Below are 22,684 nucleotides of genomic sequence, written 5' to 3' on the forward strand. Positions count from 1 at the left end.
CCTACTCGCGCCAGAACTCCGCCAATTCCTCGGCGGTCATCAGATCGACCTGGCCGTGAAAGCGGGTGCGATACATCGTCATCAGCGCATCATGGCCGACGTCGGACGAGCTGCACAGCGCATCCTCGACGATGACGACCCTGAAGCCGAGATCGACGGCGCTCAGGACCGTCGAGAGCACGCAGACGTCCGTCTCCGCCCCGGTGATGACGACCGTGCCGACGTTCTTGTCGATCAGCAGGCTCGCGAGGCCAGGATTGCTGAACGCGGAGTAGGCCGGCTTGTCGATGACGGCAGCCGGCGGAACGAAGCGGCTCAGAGCCGGCACGAGTTCGAGGCCGGATGGCGGCAGATGTTTGCGGGTCGCTTCGCGCCAGCGACGAAAATAGCGTTGCCACTGTCCGGGACGATCTTCCGGATCTTCCGGCGTGATGAATCGCGTGAAGATCGTTCTGGCCTGATGGCGCGAAACGATCGAGGCGATCGTCGGCAACACTCGCGCCATCCATGGCGTCTCCCAAAGGCCACCCGGAGCGAAGATGTTCTGCATGTCGATGCACAAGTGAACGGCGTCGCTGATGTCGGTCACGTCCGACGCGCTGTCTCTCATCGTCCTTCACTCCTGTGGGCGTGATCGACGGCGTTCACGACGCCGAGATCCGAGCCTCTCCGGCCTCGACGATCTCTGGAAGGATGTCCTTGAACAGACGCACCGGAATGGATTTTGCCGCAGGGACCTTGCTGCCCTCCGCGTAATGCCAGAGCGGAATGAGCACGTTGCACTCCGGATAATAAGCCGCAATGCTCCTGCGCGGGATGCCATAGGGGACGATTTGGAGTTCGCTCAGGCTGCGTTCGACACCGTCGCCCGCCTCCGTCACCAGCGTGACGGTATCTCCTGCTTTCAACCCGTCTCCCTCCATGTCGGCGGGATTCATGAACACGACGTAGCGGCCGCCCTCGATGCCGCGAAAGCGATCGCCTTCGGCGTAGATCGTCGTATTGAACTGCCCGTCCGCGCGCAGTGTCATCAGCTCATAGACGCCGTCGGTCTCGCGCGGCGGCGCGAAGGCCGACTTCGGAACGGTGAAGTTGGCCTTGCCGTTCGGGGTCTTCCACTTCCGCTCGCGCGCCGCGAGTGGCCGCGCAAAACCGCCGGGTTCGAACATGCGCGCATTGAAGTCCTTGAACTGGTCGGGATAGGTGCGCTCGATGGCGTCCCGAACCCGCGAATAGTCGGCGACCCAGGCGTCCCAATCGATCTTGGGGTTGGGCTTCAACGTTGCCTTTGCCAGGGCGGCGACGATCGCCGGCTCCGACAGGAGATGGTCGGCCACCGGCTTGCGCTGGCCGCGCGATCCGTGAATGCAGGTGGTGGAATCCTCCATCGACACCGCTTGTGCGCCGCTGGCCTGCCGGTCGATCTCGATCCGGCCGAGGCACGGCAGCAGATAAGTGCCCTCGCCCGGCACGAGGTGGGTCCGGTTGAGCTTGGTCGCGATCTGCACCGACAGGCGCAGGCCGGACCAGGCGGGCTCCATCAGGGACCGCTCCGGAACGGCGCGCAGGAAATTGCCGCCGAGGCCGACGAAGCCGCGAACGTCGCCTTTCAGAATACCCTGGCAGGCGTCGACGGTGGACAGTCCCTCCCACCGCGGCGGCTCGAAACCGAAAAGCTCCGCAAGCTTGTCGAGCGGCACCAGCTTGGTCTTCTCGGAGATGCCGACGGTGCGCTGGCCCTGCACGTTGGAGTGGCCCCGGATCGGCAAAATGCCCGCGCCCGGCTTGCCGATATTGCCGCGAAGCAGCAGCAGGTTGACGATCATCTTGTTCGTCTCGACGCCGTGCTTGTGCTGGGTGATGCCCATGCCGTAATTGGCGATCACAGCCTTGGCTTCCATATAGGTGTTCGCGGCTTCGCGCAGCGCACCGCGCGAAAGCCCCGAGGCCCGTTCGATCTCGTCCCAATCCTGTGTACGGCAGAATGCGGCGAACTCCTCGAAGCCGGCCGTGTGCTGCTGGATGAATTCGACATCCACCACGCGCGCAGCTTCATTCTTGCGCGCGAGGTCGTCCGCCTCGATCACCCATTTGCAAATCCCGACGATCGCCGCAGCATCACCGCCGACCCGCACCTGATAATATTGCGAGCTGATGCGCGTGCCGCCGGCGATCATCTGGACCGGATTTTGCGGATTGACGAAACGCTCCAGGCCGCGCTCGCGCAGCGGATTGAAAGATATGATCGGCACGCCGCGCTGCGCCGCCTCCTGGAGCGGATGCAGCATGCGCGGCGCATTGGTGGTCGTGTTGTGGCCGAAGAAGAAGATGCAACCGGTAGTCTCGAAATCCTCCAGCAGAACGGTCCCGACCGGAACTCCGATCACCTCCGGCAGCGCCACCGACGTGGTTTCGTGGCACATGTTCGAGCTGTCGGGGAAATTGTTGGTGCCGTACATGCGGCCGAATAATTGGTACATGTAGCTGGTTTCGAGCGAGGCACGTCCAGACGTGTACATCACGACCGAACGGGGATCGAGCCGGTTCAGCTCGGCGCCGATAGCCGCAAAGGCCTCCTCCCAGTCGACCGGCAGATATTTGTCGCTTGCCCTGTCGTAACGCATCGGCGTCGTCAGGCGCCCCTGCTCCTCCAACTGATGATCGGACCAAGTTCGTAGTTCAGCCAGCGTATGTTGCGCAAAGAACTCCGGTGTCACGGTCTTGCGCGTAATCTCCCAGGCGGTCGCCTTGGCGCCGTTTTCGCAGAACTCGAACGGACGCGGCTTGGCCGGCTTGGCCCAGGAGCAGCTCACGCACATGAATCCGTCCGGCTTGTTCTGCTTGAGCAGGATCTCGCTGCCGAGAATGGCGACCTCTTCCTGTGTCAGGATACTGGCAACGGCTTTGAGCGAGCCCCAGCCGCCTGCCGGCGCATCATAGTTCTCGACCTTTGCCTTTTGCCGCATGGCGTTTCCTTCAATCGCAAGCCCTGCACGCAAAACCCGAGATGGGATGGCAAGTTCCAAGCGTTCGGAACCTTGCTCCGGTTCGTGCGTCGATGAATCGACGTAGGACGAACACCCATGCACGGCTCTCGATCCGGCGCACACGATCGCGCATCCATGCCCACGGCATCCGTGAGAATGCCCCGGCTGACGTCGAGCGGAACGCGGGATGAGCGGATGCTGGCGGAGGAATGTCCCGTGGCACTCGTCTACGACGGAACGACCGTCGCCGTTGTGATGGCAACTCCCGCCGATCTGACCGATCTTGCTGTGGGATTCAGCCTGACCGAAGGGATCATCGGGGACATCGGCGAGATCGAGGAGCTCACGGTCGTTCCCGGTCGCGACGGCATCGAACTGCGGCTATGGCTGCGAACGAACGCCGGGCGCCGCCTGAAGGAGCGCCGGCGACATCTGGTCGGGCCGACGGGTTGCGGCCTGTGCGGCATCGACAGCTTGCGGGAAGCCGGGCGGATCGTTCAGTGCGTCGAGCAGCCAGCGAACCTCACGGCGGAGCAGATCAGCACGGCCGTCGCAACCCTCAGCGAGTCACAGATCCTCAACTACAAGACACGCGCCGCTCACGCCGCGGGTTTTTTCGAGCCAGTCGGCAAGACCATGACGGTGCGCGAGGACGTGGGGCGCCACAACGCCCTCGACAAGCTTGCCGGCGCTCTCGCGACGGAAGGAGCATCCGGCCGCGCTGGCGCCGTCATTCTCACCAGCCGGATTTCGGTCGAGATGGTGCAAAAAACCGCCGCGATCGGCGCCGGCGTCGTCGTTGCCATGTCTGCACCGACCGCGCTCGCAGTCCGAACGGCCGAAGCCAGCGGGATCACGCTTGTCGGCATAGCGCGGGGCGACGAATTCGAGATCTTCAGCCATCCGGCGAGGGTGTTTAAGCCCGCCGCCACGCAGATCGAGCCGGAGTCTCGACCGCAGGCAAACTAAGGGAACCCGGACGTGAGGGCATAGCGAACTTCGCCAGGCAACTTCATGCCCGATCGCGCCGAGGGAGCGAACCCTCGGCCGCGAGATCGAACATCGAAGACTTGGGGAGGCCCCGTTGCAGGGTCCGCAGCGCGAACAGGGCGGGCACCGAAAATCGCGAAACAATCTTTCGCGTGTCTGTTTGCTTGGTGCGCTCGGAGGGACTCGAACCCCCACGATTTTACTCACTGCCACCTCAAGGCAGCGCGTCTACCAATTCCGCCACGAGCGCTTTGGGGATGCCGGCTTGAGGCTTGAAGGCCAACCGGATCAACGGCGCCGATCTAACAAATCCGTCAGAGGGGTACAAGCCTCCAAAGGCCCTGAATTCCACAAGCTTGGCAGGAAAGTTCCGGCTCCTTGCGCCGGGATCGGCCTTTTCCGCCTGCCCGGCCGCTACTGCGCGCCCAGGCCGCGACGCGTGCCCGGGCCGCGACGCCTGCCGGGCCGCTACCGTGTGCCCGGGACACGTGGCAGCATCTGCTTGACCTCGACCGCGATGCGGTTGCGGTCGACCAGCACGACCCCGGAGGCGACCGGCAAATTATTGGCCAGAACCTTGACCTCGTCGGCCTCGGTTGCGTCCAGCTCGATGATGGCGCCGCGGGAAAGACGCAATACCTGATGGATCGGCATGGTCGTCGTCCCGAGGACGACCATGAGGTCCACGGTGACTTTGTCGAGAGTAGGCACTTCAGCACCACCGCAACTTGGGACTAGGACTAGGGACTGGTATTTGCTCCTGGGATCATCACCCGGTTATGGTTAGCCAATGGTTAATTCGCCCCAACACCCCCGCCAAGAGCTCGATTTGACGCCGTTTTCCGCTTCCACCGGCGAGCCGGTGGAATGGCGGATTTCGGACGCGCCGGTGCCCTATCCGGAGGCGGTCGCCGAAATGGAGGCGCGCGTCGCGGCGATCGCGGCCGGTGCAGCCCCGGAGCTGGTCTGGCTGCTGGAGCACCCCCCGCTCTACACGTCCGGCACCTCGGGCAAGACCACCGACCTGCTCGATGCCCGATTCCCGACCTTTGCCACCGGGCGCGGCGGCCAGCTCACCTATCACGGGCCCGGCCAGCGCGTGGCCTATGTCATGCTTGACCTGAAGCGCCGCCGGCCGGATGTCCGGGCCTATGTCGCGAGCCTGGAGGAGCTGATTGTGCAGACGCTCGCCGCCTTCAACATCCGTGGCGAGCGGCGCGAGGACCGGGTCGGCGTCTGGGTCAAGCGGCCCGACAAGGGACCCGAGCACGAGGACAAGATCGCCGCGATCGGCGTCCGGCTGAAGCGCTGGGTCTCGTTTCACGGCATTGCCATCAATGTCGAGCCGGAGCTGTCACATTTCGCCGGCATCGTGCCCTGCGGCGTCGCCGATCCCCGCTACGGCGTCACCTCGCTGGTCGATCTCGGCCAGCTCCTGACGATGAGCGATGTCGACGTGGCGCTTCGGCAAGCCTTCGAGGAGCTGTTCGGGCCGACCCAGGCGCTGATGCCGGAAGCAGCGGCCTAACTTCGGTCTCCCTCATTCTCGGCAAACCCGGAATCAGCTACCCTCGATTCCGGTGTCGCCCACGCCTCCCCCCTCCGCCGGGAAAGCAGATGTCATGCCGGGCGAATTGATCATCGGACCGACTGTTCGAGCGCCAAGGCATAAGGAGGGGTTGCGCTTCAGCTCGCAATGGGAGGTTTTTGCGATGAGACTGTCTGCACCCATTTATCATCTGAAACGAAAAGCGAAGCGCTTGTCCCGCGAGGTAGGCATCCCGCTGCACGATGCGCTCGACCGCGTCGCTGCGACGCAAGGCTTTTCCGCATGGAGCCTGCTCGCGGCGAAAGCGGCCACAGCGACGCCGGCCAACCGGCTTTTCCCGCAATTCCAACCGGGTGACCTGGTGCTGGTGGGCGCGCGTCCCGGCCAGGGCAAGACCCTGATGAGCCTCGGGCTTGCCGTAGAGGCGATGCGGTCGGGCCACCGCGCCGCGTTCTTCTCGCTCGAATACACCGAGAAAGACGTTCTGGATCGCTTTCGGGCGATCGGCGTGGATCTGGCGGAGTTCGAAAAACTCTTCGAGGTCGATTGCTCCGACGCCATCAGTGCCGACTACGTCGTCAAGCAGATGGCCGCAGCACCGCGCGGCACGGTCGTGGTGATCGACTATCTGCAGCTGCTGGACCAGCGGCGGGAAAATCCCGACCTCACCGTTCAGGTGCGCGCGTTGAAATCATTCGCGCACGACAAGGGATTGATCGTCGTCTTCATCTCGCAGATCGACCGTTCCTATGATTCCTCGCTCAAACCCTGCCCTGACCTGGACGATGTCAGGCTGCCGAACCCGCTCGACCTGAAGCTGTTCGACAAGACCTGTTTCCTGAACAAGGACGAAGTTCAGTTTCGCATAGCGAGCTGACGATCCCTGGCAACGGTTCAGGCCGCGGGTGCGGTTATTCACCCGCGGCCTCCCTCCTCACGCCTTCTCCGGCGAAACCTCGAGCTTGCCGGCGATGTAGCGCCGCTCCTGGGTCAGGCCGCCAAAGCCATAGGCGTCGCCCTTGACCTCGTCGACATGCAGATAGGTCTCGTGATGCAGCGGGCCCAGGATCCCGGCCATGCGCTGGAACATCGCGGCGAGATAGGCGGCCTTCTCGTCCTTGGTGTTGGTGCCTTCGCTGACGTGAATGTCGATCCAGTAGCTCGCGAGCTTTTGCTCTGCGAGCGACTTGCCGCCAGCGAACCAGTCGCTCGCCTCCACCGACTTCACGATAATGGCCGTGACCTCAGGGTCCTTGTGCAGGATTTTTGCGGTGAGCTCGGATACGGCGCTCGCGATGTCGGCCTTCAGCGGCGGCGACTGGCGCGGGGTGGTGTAGGACACGGTGATCAGCGGCATGGTCGTTCTCCTCGGATGTCGCGCAGGTGTTGCGCGGCGTTCATGAGAAGCTAGACCCGCCACCGACATTTTGGTATCTTATCTCTGTTGATACCAGTGATAAGACATCGTAATGACAGCAACGCTCGACATCGCCACCGTCCAGGCCTTCCTGCTGGTCGCCGACCTCCAGAATTTTACGCGGACCGCCGAAGCGCTCGGCACGACCCAGGCGGCTGTCAGCCTCAAGCTGCAACGGCTGGAGACGCTGCTGGGAAAACGTCTCGTCGAGCGCTCGCCGCGCGCGGTCCGGCTCACGGCAGACGGCGCGACGTTCCTGGAGCGCGCCCGCGCGCTGATCGCGGCGCATGACCGCGCGCTATCGGGCGAGGCCTCAGTCGCGCAGTCGCTCTCGCTCGGCATCTCCGACCATGCTGCGGGGCCGGAGCTGGTACCCCTGCTCGAACGCCTGCATGCGATGTCGTCGAACCTCACGCTTGCCGTCATCATCGGCTTCTCGCGCGAGATGCAGGAGGCCTATGATGCGGGCCGACTGGATGCGGTGATCGTGCGCCAGGAAGGCAGCCGGCGCGGCGGAGAGACGCTGGCCGAGGACGAATTCGGCTGGTTCGCGTCACGACGCTTCACCGTGCCAAAGGGGCAGCCTTTGCCGCTCGCGACGCTCGCCCCGCCCTGCGGCGTCCGCGCCATCGCTGTGCGCGCGCTCGACAAGGCCGGCCTGAAATGGCGTGAGCGCTTCGTCGGCGGCGGCGTCACCGCCGTGGTTGCAGCCGCGCTCGCCGGACTTGCAATCGCGCCGCTGGCGCGACGGATCGCGCCGGCAGGCCTGGTCGACGTCGGCCCCGCCCACAAGCTGCCGAAACTCGGCAGCTCAAAGGTGATGCTCCATTCGAAGGTCAGCGATCCCGCAAAGCTGGCGGCGCTGCGTGCGGTGGCGGCGACGTTCCGTAGCGTGGCGGCGGTCTGACGCGCACGGCTTTCCGGCTCGAATGCGGGCGAGCGTCTGCTGGCTTGCGTCCTGCATACGGACGCGCAATGTTGCCTAAAAATGTTCCAACCTCCGGGAACAATCCGCCACCTACTGCGTTTGCCCCCGTTGAGGCAGGGTCCGCGAATGGTCGAGAAGTCTAGTCAGCAGAGGGATTTGTTCGAAAGCGAACGCAGTTTCCGCCTGTTAGTTGAAGGAGTTGCGGACTACGCACTCTACATGCTGGATCCCACCGGGAGAATCACCAGCTGGAACATTGGCGGCGAGCGCATCAAGGGCTATTCACCCGGGGAGATCCTCGGCCAACACTTTTCCCGGTTCTACACCGAGACGGACCGCGCCAACGGCAAGCCCGCCCGTGCGCTCGGCATCGCGCGGGAAAAGGGCCGCTACGAGGAGGAAGGCTGGCGCGTCCGCAAGGACGGCACCTTCTTCTGGGCCAGCGTCGTGATCGATCCGATCTACGAGGCCGGCGAGCTGGTCGGCTTCGCCAAGATCACGCGCGACATCACCGAGCGGCGCAATACCCAGCTCAAGCTCGAGGCGATGCAGAAGCAGCTCGCCGAATCCCAGAAATTCGACGCGCTCGGCCAGCTCACCGGCGGGGTCGCCCACGATTTCAACAACCTCCTGATGATCATCAGCGGCAGCCTCCACATGCTGAAACGAGGGGCCGACGACGAAGCCAAGCTTCAGCGCGCGATCTCGGCCATCGAGACCGCTACCAGGCGCGGCGCCGCGCTAACCAACCAGCTCCTCACCTTCGCGCGGCGGCAGAGCGTCAATCCGCAGGCGATCGACTTCGCCGACCGCATCGCGGCGATCCGCGAGGTACTCGATGCCGGCGTCGGCAGCTCCGTGCGCCTGGCTTTCGACGTCAGCGACGACGTCTGGCCGATCAGGACCGACGTTTCCGAGCTCGAGACCGCGCTGCTCAACCTTGTCATCAATGCCCGCGACGCGATGCCCGACGGAGGCACGGTGACGATCGCAGCGCGCAATCTCGTGCTCGACGAGGACCCCCTCGTGGGCGAATTCATCGCGATCGACGTCACCGATACCGGCCTCGGCATTCCCTCCGACGTTCTCGACAAGATCTTCGAGCCGTTCTTCACGACCAAGGCGATCGGAAAAGGCACTGGCCTCGGTCTCTCCCAGGTGCACGGCTTCGCCCATCAGGCCGGCGGCACGGTCCGGGTCGCGAGCGCGCTCGGCAAGGGCACGACCTTCACCATCCTGCTGCCGCGCGGAGAAGACGAGCCATCGCGTGAGGCGGCGGGAGAACCGGCGTTCCAAGGCAGCGGCACGGTGCTGCTGGTCGAGGACAATCCGGACGTCGCCGCCGTCAGCATCGGCCTTCTGGAGCAGCTCGGCTATCAGGTGCGCCGGGTCGCGGACGCCGAAGCCGCCTTGAGCGAGATCGAGAAGAACGGCGTCGACTTCGTGTTCTCGGATATCGTCATGCCCGGCAAGATGGACGGGCTCAGCCTCGCCCATCACCTCCGCCAGATCCGCCCCGGCCTGCCGATTCTGCTCGCCACCGGCTACAGCGAAGTCGCCGCAGGCGTGCGCGGCGATTTCCCGATCCTGCGCAAGCCCTACGAGATCCACGAATTGAGCGAAGCGATCGCCAAGCTGCCGCGGTGATTCTTTAGCTACACCGTCGGCAACACCGAAAACGCCTCGCCTGCTCGGCGCAAGTTCAGTTCATCGACGTCGGCCGTCTCGCTGGTGACGCTGTCGACGCGCGAGGACGGCGGGCCGTGGCGGCACAGCGCAACCATGTCCGCGACGTGCTTCGGCGGCCCCGCGAACAGCGCTTCGACGCTGCCGTCACGGCGGTTGCGGACCCAGCCTTCGAGACCGCACGTCGTCGCCTGATACTCGAGCCAGGCCCGGTAGCCTACCCCCTGCACGCGGCCGCGGATCATGACCTGGAGGATCGCCCGGCTCATTGTTTCAGTCCGAGGACATCGGCGCTCCGCGCCTTGACGTCGGCCTCCCGCGTGACGCGGCTGGTCAAGTCCGACGATGGGAGACCTTTGAGATTCTTCGGCGCAGTGCCGTCGCGTAGCGCCTTCTGCGTCTCGTAGACGGCCTGCGTTGCGGCCGCGATCGGCGCGTGGCCCTGAAGCGCGATGCGCACGCGCTGGCCAGCGAGGTATTCGAGCACGTTCAACTCCTCCGGCGCGCCGCCGAGCACGATCGGCAGGCGCGTCGCAGACACGATGGCCTCGAGCTCGGCGCGCGACTTGATGCCGGTGAAGAACAGCGCGTCGACGCCGGTAGCCTCATAAGCTCTGGCGCGGCGGATCGCATCCTCGATCGAGGTGATCGAGGCCGCACCGGTGCGGCCCATGATGACGAGCGAGGGGTCGCCGCGGCCGTCGAGTGCCGCCTTCATCTTGCCGACGCCCTCCTCGAGCGAGATCAGCTGCGTCTTCGCTTCGCCGAAGCCAGCCGGCAGCAGCGTGTCCTCGATGGTGAGGCCGGCGGCGCCCGCCGTTTCCAGCTCCTGCACCGTGCGACGCACGTTGAGCGCGTTGCCATAGCCGTGATCGGCATCGACCAACACCGGAAGCGCTGCAGCACGCGACATCCGCCGCATCTGCTCGGCAAGTTCCGTGAGCGTGATCAGCGTGATGTCGGGGTCGCCGAGCACCGCGAGCGAAGCCACCGAGCCGCCGAACATGCCGAGCGGGAAACCGAGATCCTCGGCGATGCGGATCGAGATAGCGTCGTAGACCGAGCCGGGATGGACGCACGTCCCGCCCGACAGGATCGATCGCAGTTTTTCGCGGCGGGAACGAAAGGCCATGGTGATGTCTCGGTTAGGTCACGGAGGCCGCAGCATACTCCGTCATTGCGAGCGAAGCGAAGCAATCCAGAAATGCATCCGCAGAGACAGACTGGATTGCTTCGTCGCGGAGCCTGTCATCGGGCCGCGCTTCGCGCGGACCCGGTGGCTCCTCGCAATGACGTTACGCAAACTCCAAAATCAGCGCATCCACCGCGAGCGTCGCGCCGGCGCTGGCGTGGATCTTCTTCACCGTGCCGTCCTGCTCGGCGCGCAGAACGTTCTGCATCTTCATGGCTTCGACCACCGCGAGCGTCTCGCCGGCCTTGACCTCCTGCCCTTCGGTCACCGCGATCGAGACCACGAGACCGGGCATCGGACAAAGCAGCTTCTTGCCGGTGTCGGCAGCCGTGGTCACCGGCATCAGCCGCGCCGAGGCAGCTTCCGCTTCGGTCCAGACATAGACCGGCACCTCGACGCCCTGATGCGCGAGGCGGATACCGTTCGCGATCGGGCGCACCTGCACCGCGACGACATGCCCGTCGATGGTGCCCTGCCAGACAGGATCGCCCGGCTTCCACGGCGACTGCAACAGATGCGCATTGCCGGTCTTGCCGTCAGCATTGACGAAACGCACCGCGACCGCCTCGCCCTCGCGCGCGATCTCCAGCAGGATCTCCTGGCGGTCGAGCCAGACCGCACGGCGACGCTCGCGCTGCACGATGCGGCCGCCCATCTGCCCCGAGATCTGCCGCTTGCGCTCGCCGAGCACGTGATCGATGGCGGCGCCGACCGCAGCGAGCCGCCGTGCGACCTCGCCTTCAGGCACGCGCACGGCAAAGCCCTTGGGGAATTCCTCGGCGATGAAGCCGGTGGAGAGCCGGCCTTCGCGCCAGCGCGGATGATGCATCAGCGCCGACAGGAACGGGATGTTGTGGCGGATACCGTCCACATAGAACGAGTCCAGCGCAGTGGCCTGCGCCTCGATCGCGGCGGCGCGCGACGGCGCGTGGGTGACGAGCTTGGCGATCATCGGATCGTAATGGATCGAGATCTCGCCGCCCTCCTGCACGCCGGTGTCGTTGCGCACGGTGATGCCGTCCTGGCTCGCTTCCGCCGGCGGACGGTATTTCACCAGGCGCCCGATCGAGGGCAGGAAGTTGCGGAACGGGTCCTCCGCGTAGAGGCGCGACTCCACTGCCCAGCCGGTCAGCGTGACGTCCTTCTGCGCAATGGCGAGCTTCTCGCCGGCGGCGACGCGGAGCATCTGCTCGACGAGGTCGACGCCGGTGACCAGCTCGGTGACAGGATGCTCGACCTGGAGGCGCGTGTTCATCTCCAGGAAGTAGAAGCTCTTGTCCTGCCCCGCGACGAATTCGACGGTGCCGGCGGAGTCGTAATTCACCGCCTTGGCGAGTGCGACCGCCTGCTCGCCCATCTTACGGCGGGTGGCTTCGTCGAGCAGCGGCGACGGCGCTTCCTCGATGACCTTCTGGTTGCGGCGCTGGATCGAGCATTCGCGCTCGCCGAGATAGATCACGTTGCCGTGCTTGTCGCCGAGCAGCTGGATCTCGATATGGCGGGGATCTACGATGAACTTCTCGATGAAGACCCGGTCGTCACCGAACGAGGCCTTGGCCTCCGCCTTGGCGAGGTTGAACCCTTCGGCGACCTCGGAGGTCGAATGCGCGATGCGCATGCCCTTGCCGCCGCCGCCGGCGGAGGCCTTGATCATCACGGGATAGCCGATCTCGTCAGCGATCTTGACCGCGTGCGTAGCGTCCTCGATGACGCCGAGATAGCCGGGCACGGTCGAGACTTTTGCCTTCGCGGCAGCCCTTTTGGATTCGATCTTGTCGCCCATCGCCGCGATCGCGCCCGGGTTGGGGCCGATGAAGACGATGCCGGCCGCCTCCAGCGCGCGCGGAAACGCCTCGCGCTCGGACAGGAAGCCGTAACCGGGATGCACGGCCTCGGCGCCGGTCTTGCGGCAGGCCTCCACGATCTTCTCGATCACCAGATAACTCTCGGCCGCAGCCGGCGGGCCGATCAGCACGGCCTCGTCGGCCATCTCGACATGGAGAGCGTCGCGGTCGGCCTCGGAATAGACCGCGACCGTCTGAACTCCCATGCGGCGAGCGGTCTTGATGACCCGGCAGGCGATTTCGCCGCGATTGGCGATCAGAATGCGTTTGAACATGCTTTTCTTGAGTCTCGACCTTGGGCGGGACCCTTCCCTGGCCGTTGGAGCCTATGGGAGGGGCCGTGTGGCTCCCGTGGTACATCAAAATAGGCTGGAGGCAACGGTCAAAATCCGGCCCCTCTGGCGTACCAGCGCAAGACCGAAGCAAGACCGAAACGGGCCTGACAGGCCCCGGACGGCCTACGGCTTCCCGGCCTTGCCCACGTTCCGGACCAGGCCGTGAATGAAGCCGAGCTTGTCGACAACGACCGGCGAGAGGATGAACGGATAGAGATCGCGCATGCCCATGGCGCGGTTGACGCTGTTCATGGCGAAGGTGAAGGGCAGCCATGCGTTGACGATGGCCTCGACGTCCCTCGCTTCGTACGGGTTGAAGCGGATGCGCGCCGTCAACTCCCCGTCGCGGTCCACCTTGGGCCGCACCTCCATGCCGAACTCGCTAGCCATCTCCAGAGTGTCGACGATGTGAAGATAGTGCGCCCAGGTCTCGGCGAAATCTTCCCAGGGATGCGTGGTCGCGTAGGCAGAAACGTAGTTCTGCTGCCAGTCCGGCGGGGCGCCTTCGGCATAGTGGCGCTGCAAGGCCTGACCGTAATCGGCGGAATCGTCGCCGAACACGGCGCGGCATTCGTCCAGCATGCCGCCGTCGCGCACCAGCACGTCCCAGAAATAGTGCCCGACCTCGTGGCGGAAATGCCCGAGCAGCGTCCGGTAGGGCTCGCCCATCTCCAGCCTGCGCCGCTCGCGCTCGATGTCGTCGGCCTCGGTCAGCGCGATCGTGATCAGGCCGTTGTCGTGGCCGGTCAGGACCTTCTGCCCGCTCTGCGGATCGTCGGCGAGGAAATTGAAGATCAGGCCATGTTCGGGATTGTCCTGCCGGGTCTGGAGCGGCAGCTTCCAGCGGATCAGGGAATAGAACAGCCGGTGCTTCGCCATCTCCAGCTCGCGCCAGCCGGCGAGTTGCGCCTGATCCGACAGATCCGGCACGACGCCGTTATGCCGGCAGGCGCGGCAATAGCCGGTGGTATCACCTGCATCCGTCAGCCAGTTGCAGGAATCATATTCGGCATTACGGCACGGCATGCGTCCGCTGCCCTTGTCGGCGAGCGTGGCCCAGACCTCTCCGTCGGGCTCGATCGCCGACATCGTCTCCTTCTCCGGCAGGAACGCGACCCGATGGCCGCAGCGTTCACAGGTGCGGTTCTCGAAATAGAGGACGTTGCCGCAGGCCTGGCAGACAAAAAGCTTCAAGATTTAGCCTCTTCGGAAAGGGAGCTTTTGGGAATGACAGTTGTGGCGCCTCGCGGATACGCGCGCGGCGGGCTCATCGTTCCAATGTTCGGAACAAATAGCCAGACTTGGCGTTCGCTCATGCCCACCATACTGCATCCGGCGACGCCTTTCTTTCCATATTCCCTCTGAGCAATGGCCATCGCGCTACGTCTGTGTGAATATCGGTCCGCCACGTGCGCTCTCGCATCACAACGGCCAACGCCTTGAACGATCCTTTGCCCGAGACCATCGCCGCCGAAAAGCTGCGCCAGCACCTGGAAGATGTTGCGCGCGAGCGCGACAACGCCTATCGCGCGCTCCAGGAGCGCGAAGCCGAACTTGCGCGCATCCAGCGCATCGGCAAGGTCGGCGGTCTCGAAGTCGATTTCCGCGAAGGCTTCAAGAACCGCCGTTCGCCGGAATATCTGATGCTTCACGGCCTGCCGCCGGAAGCTGCCGACGAGTCGCACGAGGACTGGATCAATCGCATTCATCCCGGCGACCGGGACGCTACGGTGAAGCACTTCATCGAAGCGCTGTCCGGCACCAGTGAGGACTATACCGCAGAATACCGCATCATCCGCCCCAGCGACGGCGAGACCCGCTGGATCCGCGTCGTCGCCAAGATCGAGCGGGACGGTGGCGGCCGCGCCCTTCGCCTCGTCGGCGCCCATATCGACGTCACCGACCAGATGCTGGTGCGTGAGACCCTGCGCGAGAGCGAAGAGCGCTTCCGGCTGATCGCCGACAGCGCCCCGGTGCCGATCTGGGTCACCAAACTCGACCGCACACGGTCCTTCGCCAACCAGGCCTATGTCGATTTCGTCGGCCTGCCCTACGACCAGGCCATTGCCTTCGACTGGCGCAAGGTGCTGCATCCGGACGACCTGCCCCACGTGCTACAGCAATCCGTTCAGGGCGAAGCATCACTCAAACCGTTCGTGCTGGAAGCCCGCTACAAGAACGCCGCCGGCGAATGGCGCTGGCTGCGTTCGGAATCGCAGCCGCGCTGGGACCCGACCGGCAGGCATATCGGCTTTATCGGCGTTGCCCATGACATCACCGTGGCCAAGCAGGCCGAGATCGAGCTCCGGCAGCTCAACGAGACGCTGGAAGAACGCATCGCCGAGCGCACCGCCGAGCTCGAATCCAACGAGGCGCGGCTGCGCGCGATCCTGGAGACCAGCAACCAATATCAGGGCCTCGTCAATCTCAGGGGCGAGCTGCTTTACGCCAACACGACCGTGCTCGACGCCATCAAGGCGAGCCCTGCGGACGTGATCGGAAAGCCCTTGTGGCAGACGCCCTGGTTCAGCACGACGGACGGCATGAGCGCGCGGGTGCGCGAGGCCTTCGACACCGTGCTCAAGGGCGAAGCCGTGCGGCTGGAGATGCGCCTGCGCCTTCCCATCGGCGAGCGCGATTTCGAGTTCGGCATGCGCCCGGTGCTCGACCGCCACGGCAACATCACCGGCGCGGTGCCCGAGGCTGTCGACATCACCGAGCGCCGCCGCGGCGAGGAAGCGTTGCGGCAATCGCAGAAGATGGAGGCGATCGGCCAGCTCACTGGCGGCGTCGCGCACGACTTCAACAATCTGCTCACCATCATCCGCTCGGCCACCGATTTCCTGCGCCGCCGCGAGCTGCCGGAGGAGCGCCGTCGCCGTTATGTCGATGCTATCTCGGACACCGTCGAGCGCGCCTCCAAGCTGACCGCCCAGCTGCTGGCGTTTGCGCGCCGGCAGCCGCTGAAACCGCAGATCTTCAACGTCGGCAGCCAGGTTGAAGGGGTCGCGCAGCTGGTCCGGCCGCTGGTCGGTGGCCGCATCGAAATTGCGGTGGAGGTTCACGATGGCGACTGCTTCACGGTCGCCGATATCGCGCAATTCGAGACCGCGCTGATCAACCTCGCCATCAACGCCCGCGACGCCATGGACGGCGAAGGCCGTCTCACCATTGCGGTCCGGAAAGTTCAGGGAATCCCCGACCTCCGCACGCAACCGGCGCGCGGCGGCGACTATGTCGCGATCTCCGTTGCCGACACTGGCAGCGGCATCGCGCCCGAAAACATCGAAGCCATCTTTGAGCCGTTCTTTACCACCAAGGAGGTCGGCAAGGGCACCGGCCTCGGCTTGAGCCAGGCCTTCGGCTTCGCAAAGCAGTCCGAGGGCGACATCGCCGTGACGAGCACCCATGGTGAAGGCGCGACCTTCACCATCTATCTGCCGCGGGCGCACAGCCCCGCGACAGATCAGGAAGCCGCGGCGCTGACCTATGAGGCCGCGGCCACCGGGCGCGGCTATCGCGTGCTCGTGGTGGAAGACGACGACGAGGTCGGCCGGTTCTCCACCGAGCTGCTGGAAGACCTCGGCTATGTCGTCCGCCGCGCCGCCAACGCCAATGCGGCGCTCGCCATTCTCGGCGAGAACGAGTTCGCCGTCGATCTCGTTTTCTCCGACGTCATCATGCCCGGCATGAACGGCGTCGAGCTCGCCGGCATCATCCGCGAACGCTATCCGGGCCTGCCCGTCGTGCTCACCTCTGGTTACAGCAACGTTCTCGCCGAGAACGCCGATCGCGGTTTCGAGCTGATCCAGAAGCCGTATTCGGTCGAAGCGCTGTCGCGCATCTTGCGCAAGGCAATCACGGCAAAGCCGTCGATGGCGCGATGAGTGTTATGGTCGCACGAAGCTGCCACAAACTCCGTAGTTGCGAGCGCAGCGAAACAATCCAAAATCTTTCCGCGGAAACAGTCTGGATTGCTTCGTCGCTGCGCTCCTCGCAATGACGGCGCTATCGCGCCGCTCCAACCCAACGGGCTTTTGAACAACATTGTGGACTGAAACTCGGGCCGAGACGCGGCAATCGCAGATAGCCGTCCGCGCTCGCGGGGGGAAGACATCGACATCGGCTTCCGCTATCGCTGCCGAATGAACCGACACATCTCAAGGATCGAACGTGCCGTCTAACGCCATCTGGGCCTGGAGCATCATCGTCGTCGCGACCGCAGGCGTCATCATCCGGCCCTTTCGCCTGCCGGAGGCGATCTGGGCCATCATCGGCGCCAGTGCGCTCGTGCTGTTCGGTCTGCTGCCCTGGCGGGATGCGCTCACCGGCATCGAGAAAGGCGTGGATGTCTATCTTTTCCTGATCGGCATGATGCTGATCGCCGAGCTGGCGCGGCTCGAAGGCCTGTTCGACTATCTCGCAGCGCTCGCCGTGGAACATGCCGGCGGCTCGCCGCAGCGGCTGTTCCTGCTGATCTACATTGTCGGCACGCTCGTCACCGTCCTGCTCTCGAACGACGCCACCGCGATCGTGCTGACCCCCGCCGTCTATGCCGCGACGCGTGCGGCCGGCGCCAAGCCGCTGCCTTATCTCTTCGTCTGCGCCTTCATCGCCAATGCCGCGAGCTTCGTGCTGCCGATCTCCAACCCCGCCAATCTCGTCGTGTTCGGCGCCCACATGCCTGCGCTCACCGAATGGCTGCGGCTGTTCGCCCTGCCCTCGGCGGCCTCGATCCTGCTGACTTATGTCGTGCTGCGCCTGACCCAGCACCGCGCCCTGAAGGAAGAGACGATCGCGCGCAGAGTGCCGCATCCCAAGCTCGGCTGCGGCGGCAAGCTGACGGCCATCGGCATCGTGGCGATCGGCGTCGTGCTGGTCACGGCCTCCGCGTTGGACAAGCAATTGGGCCTGCCGACCTTCGTTTGCGGCGTGGTGACAGCCGCAATCGTGCTGCTGCTCAACCGGCAATCGCCGCTCCCCGTGCTGCGCGGCGTCTCCTGGAGCGTGCTGCCGCTGGTCGGCGGATTGTTCGTGATGGTGGAAGCGCTGATCAAGACCGGCGTGATCGGGCAGCTCAGCGCGCTGCTGCATGAAGCTGTCGGACAATCCGTGACGAAGGCGGCCTGGAGCGTCGGCATCGCCACCGCGGTCGCCGACAACATCGCCAATAATCTTCCCGTCGGTCTCGTTGCCGGCTCGGTCGCCGCCAGCGATCACTTGCCCGCGCCGGTCGTGAGCGCCATCCTGATCGGCGTCGATCTCGGTCCCAATCTGTCGGTGACCGGTTCGCTCGCCACCATCCTGTGGCTGGTGGCGCTGCGGCGGGAGAAGATCGAAGTCGGCGCCTGGCCGTTCCTCAAGCTCGGACTGCTCGTGACGCCGCCGGCCCTGATCGCGGCCTTGGCGGCCGCGATCAGGTAACTTGCGAGATCAGTCGTTCTCGTAGCCGTAGACTTCCGGCAGGATGAAGATTGCGGCAAGCAATCCGATCAGCGGGAAGATCGCGACGAACAGCGTGGCATTCGCCTGCCCAATCGCCGCGAACAACGACGGGAACAGGAAGATCGCGAGGAACGACGGCAGCTTCACGAACATGTAGGCGAAGCCGCTGGCGGTGCCGCGATATTTCGGCTTGGCGACCATGGTCGGGATCGTCATGCAGTTGGAGGCATCCCAATAATGGCCCCACAGCATCGCGGCAGCCGCGAACGGCAGCAGGATCTTGTTGTCGGTGTAGAGCGCGAAGGCCGCGACCAGCAGCGAGACCAGCACGATCGAGAAGCCCGCGATCGAGATGCCGCGGTGGCCGATTTTCGGGGTCAGCAGCGGACCGACCCAGCCCGACACGGCAGCGAAGGAGAACAGCGCCATCGTCACCAGATTGATGCCGAGCACGCTCGACACGCCGACCATCACGAAGAGCACCGGCAGGTAGAACGCGAAGGTCGAGAACTCGCTGGCCTGCGCGAAGCAGGCGATCCAGCCGTAGATCGTGGCGCGCCAGCGGATCGGATCCTTCTTGAGGTCGGCGAGGAAGTCGCGGGTGGACACCTTGGGCACCTCCACGTCATGGTCCGGCAGCATGGCGAGGTCGTCGTTGAACATCTCGCGCGCGACCTGCTTGGCCTCGCGGTAGCGTCCCTTCTGCACCAGCCAGACCGCCGTCTCCGGCACGTCGTGCCGCATGATCAGGATGATCAGCGCCGGCAGCGCGCCGAGGCCGAGCGTCACCCGCCATAGCGTTTCGTGGTTGATGTCGAGCAGCAGGAAGATCACGATGACGCCGATCGTCAGGACCTCACCGACCGCGAACATGAATTGCCAGCGGTTGCCCATGACTTCGCGCTCACCCTTGGCCATGGATTCCATGATGTAGGTGTAGCCGGTCGAGATGTCCGAACCGAGCGGAACGCCGAGCAAGAAGCGGATCACGACGAGCCAGAACACATTGGGCACGAAGGCCTGCGCCAGCGCCAGCACGATGAACAGCACCATCGTCACCAGGAACATGACGCGGCGGCCGATCTTGTCGGAGAGCCAGCCGCCGAGCAGCGCACCGATCAGGGCGCCGCCTTGCGTACCGGCCGCGGCCAGGCCCAGCATCAGCGGATCGGGATTGAACTGCTCCTTGATGAAGATCAGCACGAAGGCGATCGAATAGAGATCCCAGGCTTCGACCAGGATCGAGGCCATCATCAGCCAGCCGACCTTGTTGCCCTTGGGACTGTAGTTCGTGATGAGGTAGCGGACCGCGGCTTCGCTCGCGGTCGGTTGTGGCATCGCCATCGTCGACATCTTTGGTCCTCTCTTCAAAACTTTCTTACGTGCCAAGCAGCGGCTCGATGCTGCAATCGAGCAGGCGCGGGTCGATCCCGACCTCCATGCCGGTGAACATCTCGCCCATGTAGTCGATCAGTGCATCGCTCGCCTTCACCGCGTCCTCGACGCGGCGGCCGGCGACCGCGGCGAGAATGGCGAGGTGACGATCGATCGTGCCTGACAGTTCGGCCTGTCCCGGCATGAACCGGTGGTGGATGTAGCCGATGCGCCGGTACAGCGTGTGTAACGGCCGTAGCGTGTGCACCAGAAACGGCTCGCCTGCCGCCTCCAGCACCAGCGCGTCGATGCGGCGGTCAATACTGTTGAACTCGTCGAGGGTCAGAGTGGCGCGGCGCTCGCGCAAAAGGCGCTCAATATGCAGCGCCTGATTGCGGTGCGAGAGGCTGGCGCGATCGGCCGCAAGCCGGATCACGAAGCGCTCCATGTCGCGGCGCAAGGCCAGCAGCATGCGCTCGCGTGCCAGATCGATCGGCGCAATGCGCAGACCGTGGCGCGGTCGGATGATGATCAACGTATCGGCGGAGAGACGATTGACGGCGTGATGAACCGGCGTACGGCCGAAGCCGGTGATGTGCTGCAATTCCAGCATCGTCATGAATTGGCCGGGCTTGAGCTCGCAATGGACGAGCAGCTCTTCGATCCTCTGATAGGCCAGCTCGAAGAAGTTGAGACGATTGCGCCGGGAGGGCTTGCCCTCGCCGTCGTCGTTCCTCACCACCTCGAGCGCGCGCTTGCGCGTTGCCATGTCGTCTCTCCCTCAGCCCGCGCCGTCGTTGCAGGGCGGCCGCCTTATTGGTGATATCCCTAAAACATGTTGTGATATATTACAAGCGGGCGTAAGACTTCGCATGCGCCCGCACCATGTTGCGGTGCGGAATGACAACAAGACGGCGCTGCGCGCGCCTGCGACGGGAGGAGTATTGCCGTGAAGATCACGTCGATAGAGACGCTGCGCACCGAAGAATTCTCCAACGTCATCTGGGTGCGCGTCCACACCGACACGGGCATGATCGGCCTCGGTGAAACCTTTTATGGCGCCGGCGCAGTCGAGGCGCAGATCCACGACACCTTTGCCGGCCGCCTGCTCGGCCGCAATCCGCTGCACATCGAGGCGATCCATCGCGACATGCTGAACCTGCCGATGGCGCAGTCGTCCACCGGCGTCGAATATCGCGCGGCTTCGGCAATCGACATTGCGCTGTGGGACCTGTTCGGCAAGGTCTGCAATCAGCCGGTCCACCAGATGCTCGGCGGCCTCTGCCGCGACAAGCAGCGCATCTACAACACCTGCGCCGGCACCCAATATGTCCGCTCCACCAATATCAGCCCGGTCGCGAACTGGAATCTTGGCGCTGCCAAAAGTCCCTACGAAGACCTCGACGGCTTCATGCACCGCGCCGACGCGCTTGCCGAAAACCTGCTGGAGAGCGGCATCTCCGCGATGAAGATCTGGCCGTTCGATCCGGCGGCGCAGGAGAACAAGGGTCTCTACATCTCCGCCGCGCAGATGAAGCAGGCGATCGAGCCGTTCGAGAAGATCCGAAAGACGGTCGGCGACAAGATGGAGATCATGGTCGAGCTTCACTCGCTGTGGAACCTGCCAACCGCAAAACAGATCGCGCGCGCGCTCGAGCCCTACAAGCCGACCTGGTACGAAGACCCGATCCGTATGAACTCGCCGCAGGCGCTGGCCGAATATGCCCGCTGCACCGACGTCTGGGTCTGCGCCAGCGAGACGCTGGGCTCGCGCTTCCCCTACAAGGACATGCTCGACCGCGACGCTATGCATGTGGTGATGGCGGATCTGTGCTGGACCGGCGGCCTCACCGAGGGCCGCAAGATCGCGGCGATGGCCGAGACCTATCACCGGCCCTTCGCACCGCACGACTGCATCGGCCCGATCGGCTTCATCGCTGCCATCCACATGTCGTTCAGCCAGCCCAACACATTGATCCAGGAATCCGTGCGCGCCTTCTACAAGGGATGGTACAATGAGCTCGTGACCACCATGCCCACGATCAAGGATGGTTTTGTCTATCCAATGGAAGGCCCCGGCCTCGGCGTCGACCTTCTGCCTGCCGTCTTCGACCGCTCCGATCTGACCGTGCGCCGTTCCAACGTCTGAGGATTCTTGAGATGAGCACCGCCCTCTTCGATCTTTCCGGCCGCACCGCGCTCGTGACCGGCTCCTCCCGCGGCCTCGGCCGCGCCATTGCCGAGGGCATGGCCAAGGCCGGCGCCAAGCTGATCATCAACGGCGTCGATCCCAAGCGTGTCGAGCAGGCCGTCGCCGAGTTTCGTGCCGCCGGACATCAGGCGGAAGGCGCCCCGTTCAATGTCACCGACGAGCCTGCGATCGTCGCCGCCTTCAACGACTTCGACAAAAAGGGCATCGCGGTCGACATCCTCGTCAACAATGCCGGCATCCAGCACCGCAAGCCGCTGGTGGAGTTCACCACCGACGAGTGGCGCAAGGTGATCGAGACCAACCTCACCAGCGCCTTCGTCATCGGCCGCGAAGCGGCCAAGCGCATGATCCCGCGCAAGCACGGCAAGATCATCAATATCGGCTCGCTCGGCAGCGAGCTCGCGCGTCCCACGATTGCGCCTTACACCGCCGCCAAGGGCGGCATCAAGAACCTGACCCGCTCGATGGCGGTGGAATGGGCCCAGCACGGCATCCAGGCCAACGCGATCGGCCCCGGCTATATGCTGACCGACATGAACGAGGCGCTGGTCAACAACACTGATTTCAACAACTGGCTGATGGGCCGCGTTCCCTCCAAGCGCTGGGGCCGACCGGACGAGCTGGTGGGCGTTGCGATCTTCCTGGCGTCGGAGGCCTCGACCTATGTCAACGGCCAGATCATCTATGTCGATGGCGGCATGATCGCCGCGATGTGAGCCGCGAAA

General features: G+C 64.5%; 19 protein-coding genes and 1 tRNA gene. 9 read left to right on the forward strand and 11 right to left on the reverse strand.

Features of this window, described 5'->3' with window-relative positions; translation table 11 throughout:
* Position 1: 1 nt before the first annotated feature.
* Both AC0L23_RS18185 and AC0L23_RS18190 read right to left on the reverse strand, forming a co-directional pair.
* On the reverse strand, positions 2–610 hold the full coding sequence (locus AC0L23_RS18185; RefSeq protein WP_018455224.1) for a cysteine hydrolase family protein: 609 nt from the start codon (positions 608–610) through the stop codon (positions 2–4).
* Between the two features lie 34 nt (positions 611–644).
* A complete protein-coding gene (locus AC0L23_RS18190) occupies positions 645–2,966 on the reverse strand; it encodes an FdhF/YdeP family oxidoreductase (RefSeq protein WP_085351348.1) in 2,322 nt (773 codons plus the stop codon).
* 156 nt (positions 2,967–3,122) lie between these two features.
* On the opposite strand from AC0L23_RS18190, the gene fdhD reads away from it, so the two are divergent.
* Positions 3,123–3,956: a formate dehydrogenase accessory sulfurtransferase FdhD gene (fdhD, locus tag AC0L23_RS18195; protein ID WP_039799364.1), complete on the forward strand. Its 834-nt coding sequence runs from the start codon at positions 3,123–3,125 to the stop codon at positions 3,954–3,956.
* 186 nt (positions 3,957–4,142) lie between these two features.
* On the opposite strand, the gene AC0L23_RS18200 is transcribed toward fdhD, so the two are convergent.
* A tRNA-Leu gene (locus AC0L23_RS18200) sits at positions 4,143–4,227 on the reverse strand.
* A gap of 218 nt (positions 4,228–4,445) precedes the next feature.
* Positions 4,446–4,688, reverse strand: a complete 243-nt coding sequence (locus AC0L23_RS18205) for a FliM/FliN family flagellar motor switch protein (protein WP_085351347.1) — start codon at positions 4,686–4,688, stop codon at positions 4,446–4,448.
* 79 nt (positions 4,689–4,767) lie between these two features.
* Between AC0L23_RS18205 and lipB the strand changes: the two genes are divergently transcribed.
* The gene (lipB, locus tag AC0L23_RS18210) at positions 4,768–5,505 is read left to right on the forward strand and encodes a lipoyl(octanoyl) transferase LipB (protein WP_085351346.1); all 738 of its coding nucleotides are present in this window, start codon (positions 4,768–4,770) and stop codon (positions 5,503–5,505) included.
* Positions 5,506–5,689: 184 nt separating this feature from the next.
* Positions 5,690–6,403, forward strand: coding sequence for a DNA helicase (locus tag AC0L23_RS18215; RefSeq protein ID WP_143273336.1), 714 nt, complete (start codon positions 5,690–5,692; stop codon positions 6,401–6,403).
* Between the two features lie 57 nt (positions 6,404–6,460).
* Here the strand turns inward: AC0L23_RS18215 and AC0L23_RS18220 are convergent, their stop codons facing one another.
* Positions 6,461–6,883 carry a tautomerase family protein gene (locus AC0L23_RS18220; protein ID WP_018455230.1) on the reverse strand — a complete coding sequence of 141 codons (423 nt, stop codon included), beginning with the start codon at positions 6,881–6,883 and terminating at the stop codon, positions 6,461–6,463.
* Positions 6,884–6,995: 112 nt separating this feature from the next.
* On the opposite strand from AC0L23_RS18220, the gene AC0L23_RS18225 reads away from it, so the two are divergent.
* Together AC0L23_RS18225 and AC0L23_RS18230 are read left to right on the forward strand one after the other, a co-directional pair.
* The gene (locus AC0L23_RS18225) at positions 6,996–7,850 is read left to right on the forward strand and encodes a LysR family transcriptional regulator (RefSeq protein ID WP_085351345.1); all 855 of its coding nucleotides are present in this window, start codon (positions 6,996–6,998) and stop codon (positions 7,848–7,850) included.
* 147 nt (positions 7,851–7,997) lie between these two features.
* Positions 7,998–9,518 (forward strand): PAS domain-containing sensor histidine kinase, encoded by a 1,521-nt coding sequence (locus AC0L23_RS18230; RefSeq protein WP_085351344.1) that lies wholly within the window; start codon positions 7,998–8,000, stop codon positions 9,516–9,518.
* A gap of 8 nt (positions 9,519–9,526) precedes the next feature.
* Here AC0L23_RS18230 and AC0L23_RS18235 read toward each other — a convergent pair whose 3' ends face one another.
* From AC0L23_RS18235 to AC0L23_RS18250, 4 genes are all read right to left on the reverse strand, one after another.
* Positions 9,527–9,826 carry an acylphosphatase gene (locus AC0L23_RS18235; RefSeq protein ID WP_007603158.1) on the reverse strand — a complete coding sequence of 100 codons (300 nt, stop codon included), beginning with the start codon at positions 9,824–9,826 and terminating at the stop codon, positions 9,527–9,529.
* On the reverse strand, positions 9,823–10,689 hold the full coding sequence (locus AC0L23_RS18240; RefSeq protein WP_018455234.1) for an isocitrate lyase/PEP mutase family protein: 867 nt from the start codon (positions 10,687–10,689) through the stop codon (positions 9,823–9,825). Before AC0L23_RS18240 ends, AC0L23_RS18235 begins: the two co-directional genes overlap by 4 nt.
* Before the next feature lie 163 nt (positions 10,690–10,852).
* A complete protein-coding gene (locus tag AC0L23_RS18245; protein ID WP_018455235.1) occupies positions 10,853–12,868 on the reverse strand; it encodes an acetyl-CoA carboxylase biotin carboxylase subunit in 2,016 nt (671 codons plus the stop codon).
* A 183-nt stretch (positions 12,869–13,051) separates the two neighbouring features.
* A complete protein-coding gene (locus tag AC0L23_RS18250; RefSeq protein ID WP_018455236.1) occupies positions 13,052–14,122 on the reverse strand; it encodes a zinc-binding metallopeptidase family protein in 1,071 nt (356 codons plus the stop codon).
* A gap of 215 nt (positions 14,123–14,337) precedes the next feature.
* Here AC0L23_RS18250 and AC0L23_RS18255 point away from each other — a divergent pair, with 215 nt between their 5' ends.
* Both AC0L23_RS18255 and AC0L23_RS18260 read left to right on the forward strand, forming a co-directional pair.
* Complete coding sequence (locus AC0L23_RS18255; protein WP_085351343.1) at positions 14,338–16,815, forward strand: PAS domain S-box protein; 2,478 nt, start codon at positions 14,338–14,340, stop codon at positions 16,813–16,815.
* A gap of 286 nt (positions 16,816–17,101) precedes the next feature.
* Positions 17,102–18,352 (forward strand): arsenic transporter, encoded by a 1,251-nt coding sequence (locus AC0L23_RS18260; protein WP_085360908.1) that lies wholly within the window; start codon positions 17,102–17,104, stop codon positions 18,350–18,352.
* A gap of 9 nt (positions 18,353–18,361) precedes the next feature.
* Here the strand turns inward: AC0L23_RS18260 and AC0L23_RS18265 are convergent, their stop codons facing one another.
* Entirely contained in the window at positions 18,362–19,726 is a 1,365-nt protein-coding gene (locus tag AC0L23_RS18265; protein ID WP_085351341.1) for an MFS transporter, read from the reverse strand.
* A gap of 25 nt (positions 19,727–19,751) precedes the next feature.
* Positions 19,752–20,516, reverse strand: coding sequence for a GntR family transcriptional regulator (locus tag AC0L23_RS18270; RefSeq protein ID WP_085351340.1), 765 nt, complete (start codon positions 20,514–20,516; stop codon positions 19,752–19,754).
* A 180-nt stretch (positions 20,517–20,696) separates the two neighbouring features.
* On the opposite strand from AC0L23_RS18270, the gene AC0L23_RS18275 reads away from it, so the two are divergent.
* Together AC0L23_RS18275 and AC0L23_RS18280 are read left to right on the forward strand one after the other, a co-directional pair.
* A complete protein-coding gene (locus AC0L23_RS18275; RefSeq protein WP_085351339.1) occupies positions 20,697–21,896 on the forward strand; it encodes a mandelate racemase/muconate lactonizing enzyme family protein in 1,200 nt (399 codons plus the stop codon).
* An 11-nt stretch (positions 21,897–21,907) separates the two neighbouring features.
* On the forward strand, positions 21,908–22,675 hold the full coding sequence (locus tag AC0L23_RS18280; protein ID WP_018455242.1) for an SDR family oxidoreductase: 768 nt from the start codon (positions 21,908–21,910) through the stop codon (positions 22,673–22,675).
* Positions 22,676–22,684: the final 9 nt, after the last annotated feature.

It is taken from the genome of Bradyrhizobium sp. MI1.4, assembly GCF_055811315.1.

Coding starts and splice junctions, on each gene's coding strand:
- AC0L23_RS18235 (WP_007603158.1), bottom strand. CDS start 9,826: ATGAGCCGGGCGATCCTCCAGGTCATGATCCGCGGCCGCGTGCAGGGG.
- AC0L23_RS18265 (WP_085351341.1), bottom strand. CDS start 19,726: ATGTCGACGATGGCGATGCCACAACCGACCGCGAGCGAAGCCGCGGTC.
- AC0L23_RS18270 (WP_085351340.1), bottom strand. CDS start 20,516: ATGGCAACGCGCAAGCGCGCGCTCGAGGTGGTGAGGAACGACGACGGC.
- AC0L23_RS18280 (WP_018455242.1), top strand. CDS start 21,908: ATGAGCACCGCCCTCTTCGATCTTTCCGGCCGCACCGCGCTCGTGACC.
- AC0L23_RS18185 (WP_018455224.1), bottom strand. CDS start 610: ATGAGAGACAGCGCGTCGGACGTGACCGACATCAGCGACGCCGTTCAC.
- AC0L23_RS18245 (WP_018455235.1), bottom strand. CDS start 12,868: ATGTTCAAACGCATTCTGATCGCCAATCGCGGCGAAATCGCCTGCCGG.
- AC0L23_RS18215 (WP_143273336.1), top strand. CDS start 5,690: ATGAGACTGTCTGCACCCATTTATCATCTGAAACGAAAAGCGAAGCGC.
- AC0L23_RS18190 (WP_085351348.1), bottom strand. CDS start 2,966: ATGCGGCAAAAGGCAAAGGTCGAGAACTATGATGCGCCGGCAGGCGGC.
- AC0L23_RS18220 (WP_018455230.1), bottom strand. CDS start 6,883: ATGCCGCTGATCACCGTGTCCTACACCACCCCGCGCCAGTCGCCGCCG.
- AC0L23_RS18225 (WP_085351345.1), top strand. CDS start 6,996: ATGACAGCAACGCTCGACATCGCCACCGTCCAGGCCTTCCTGCTGGTC.
- AC0L23_RS18240 (WP_018455234.1), bottom strand. CDS start 10,689: ATGGCCTTTCGTTCCCGCCGCGAAAAACTGCGATCGATCCTGTCGGGC.
- lipB (WP_085351346.1), top strand. CDS start 4,768: ATGGTTAATTCGCCCCAACACCCCCGCCAAGAGCTCGATTTGACGCCG.
- AC0L23_RS18230 (WP_085351344.1), top strand. CDS start 7,998: ATGGTCGAGAAGTCTAGTCAGCAGAGGGATTTGTTCGAAAGCGAACGC.
- fdhD (WP_039799364.1), top strand. CDS start 3,123: ATGCCCACGGCATCCGTGAGAATGCCCCGGCTGACGTCGAGCGGAACG.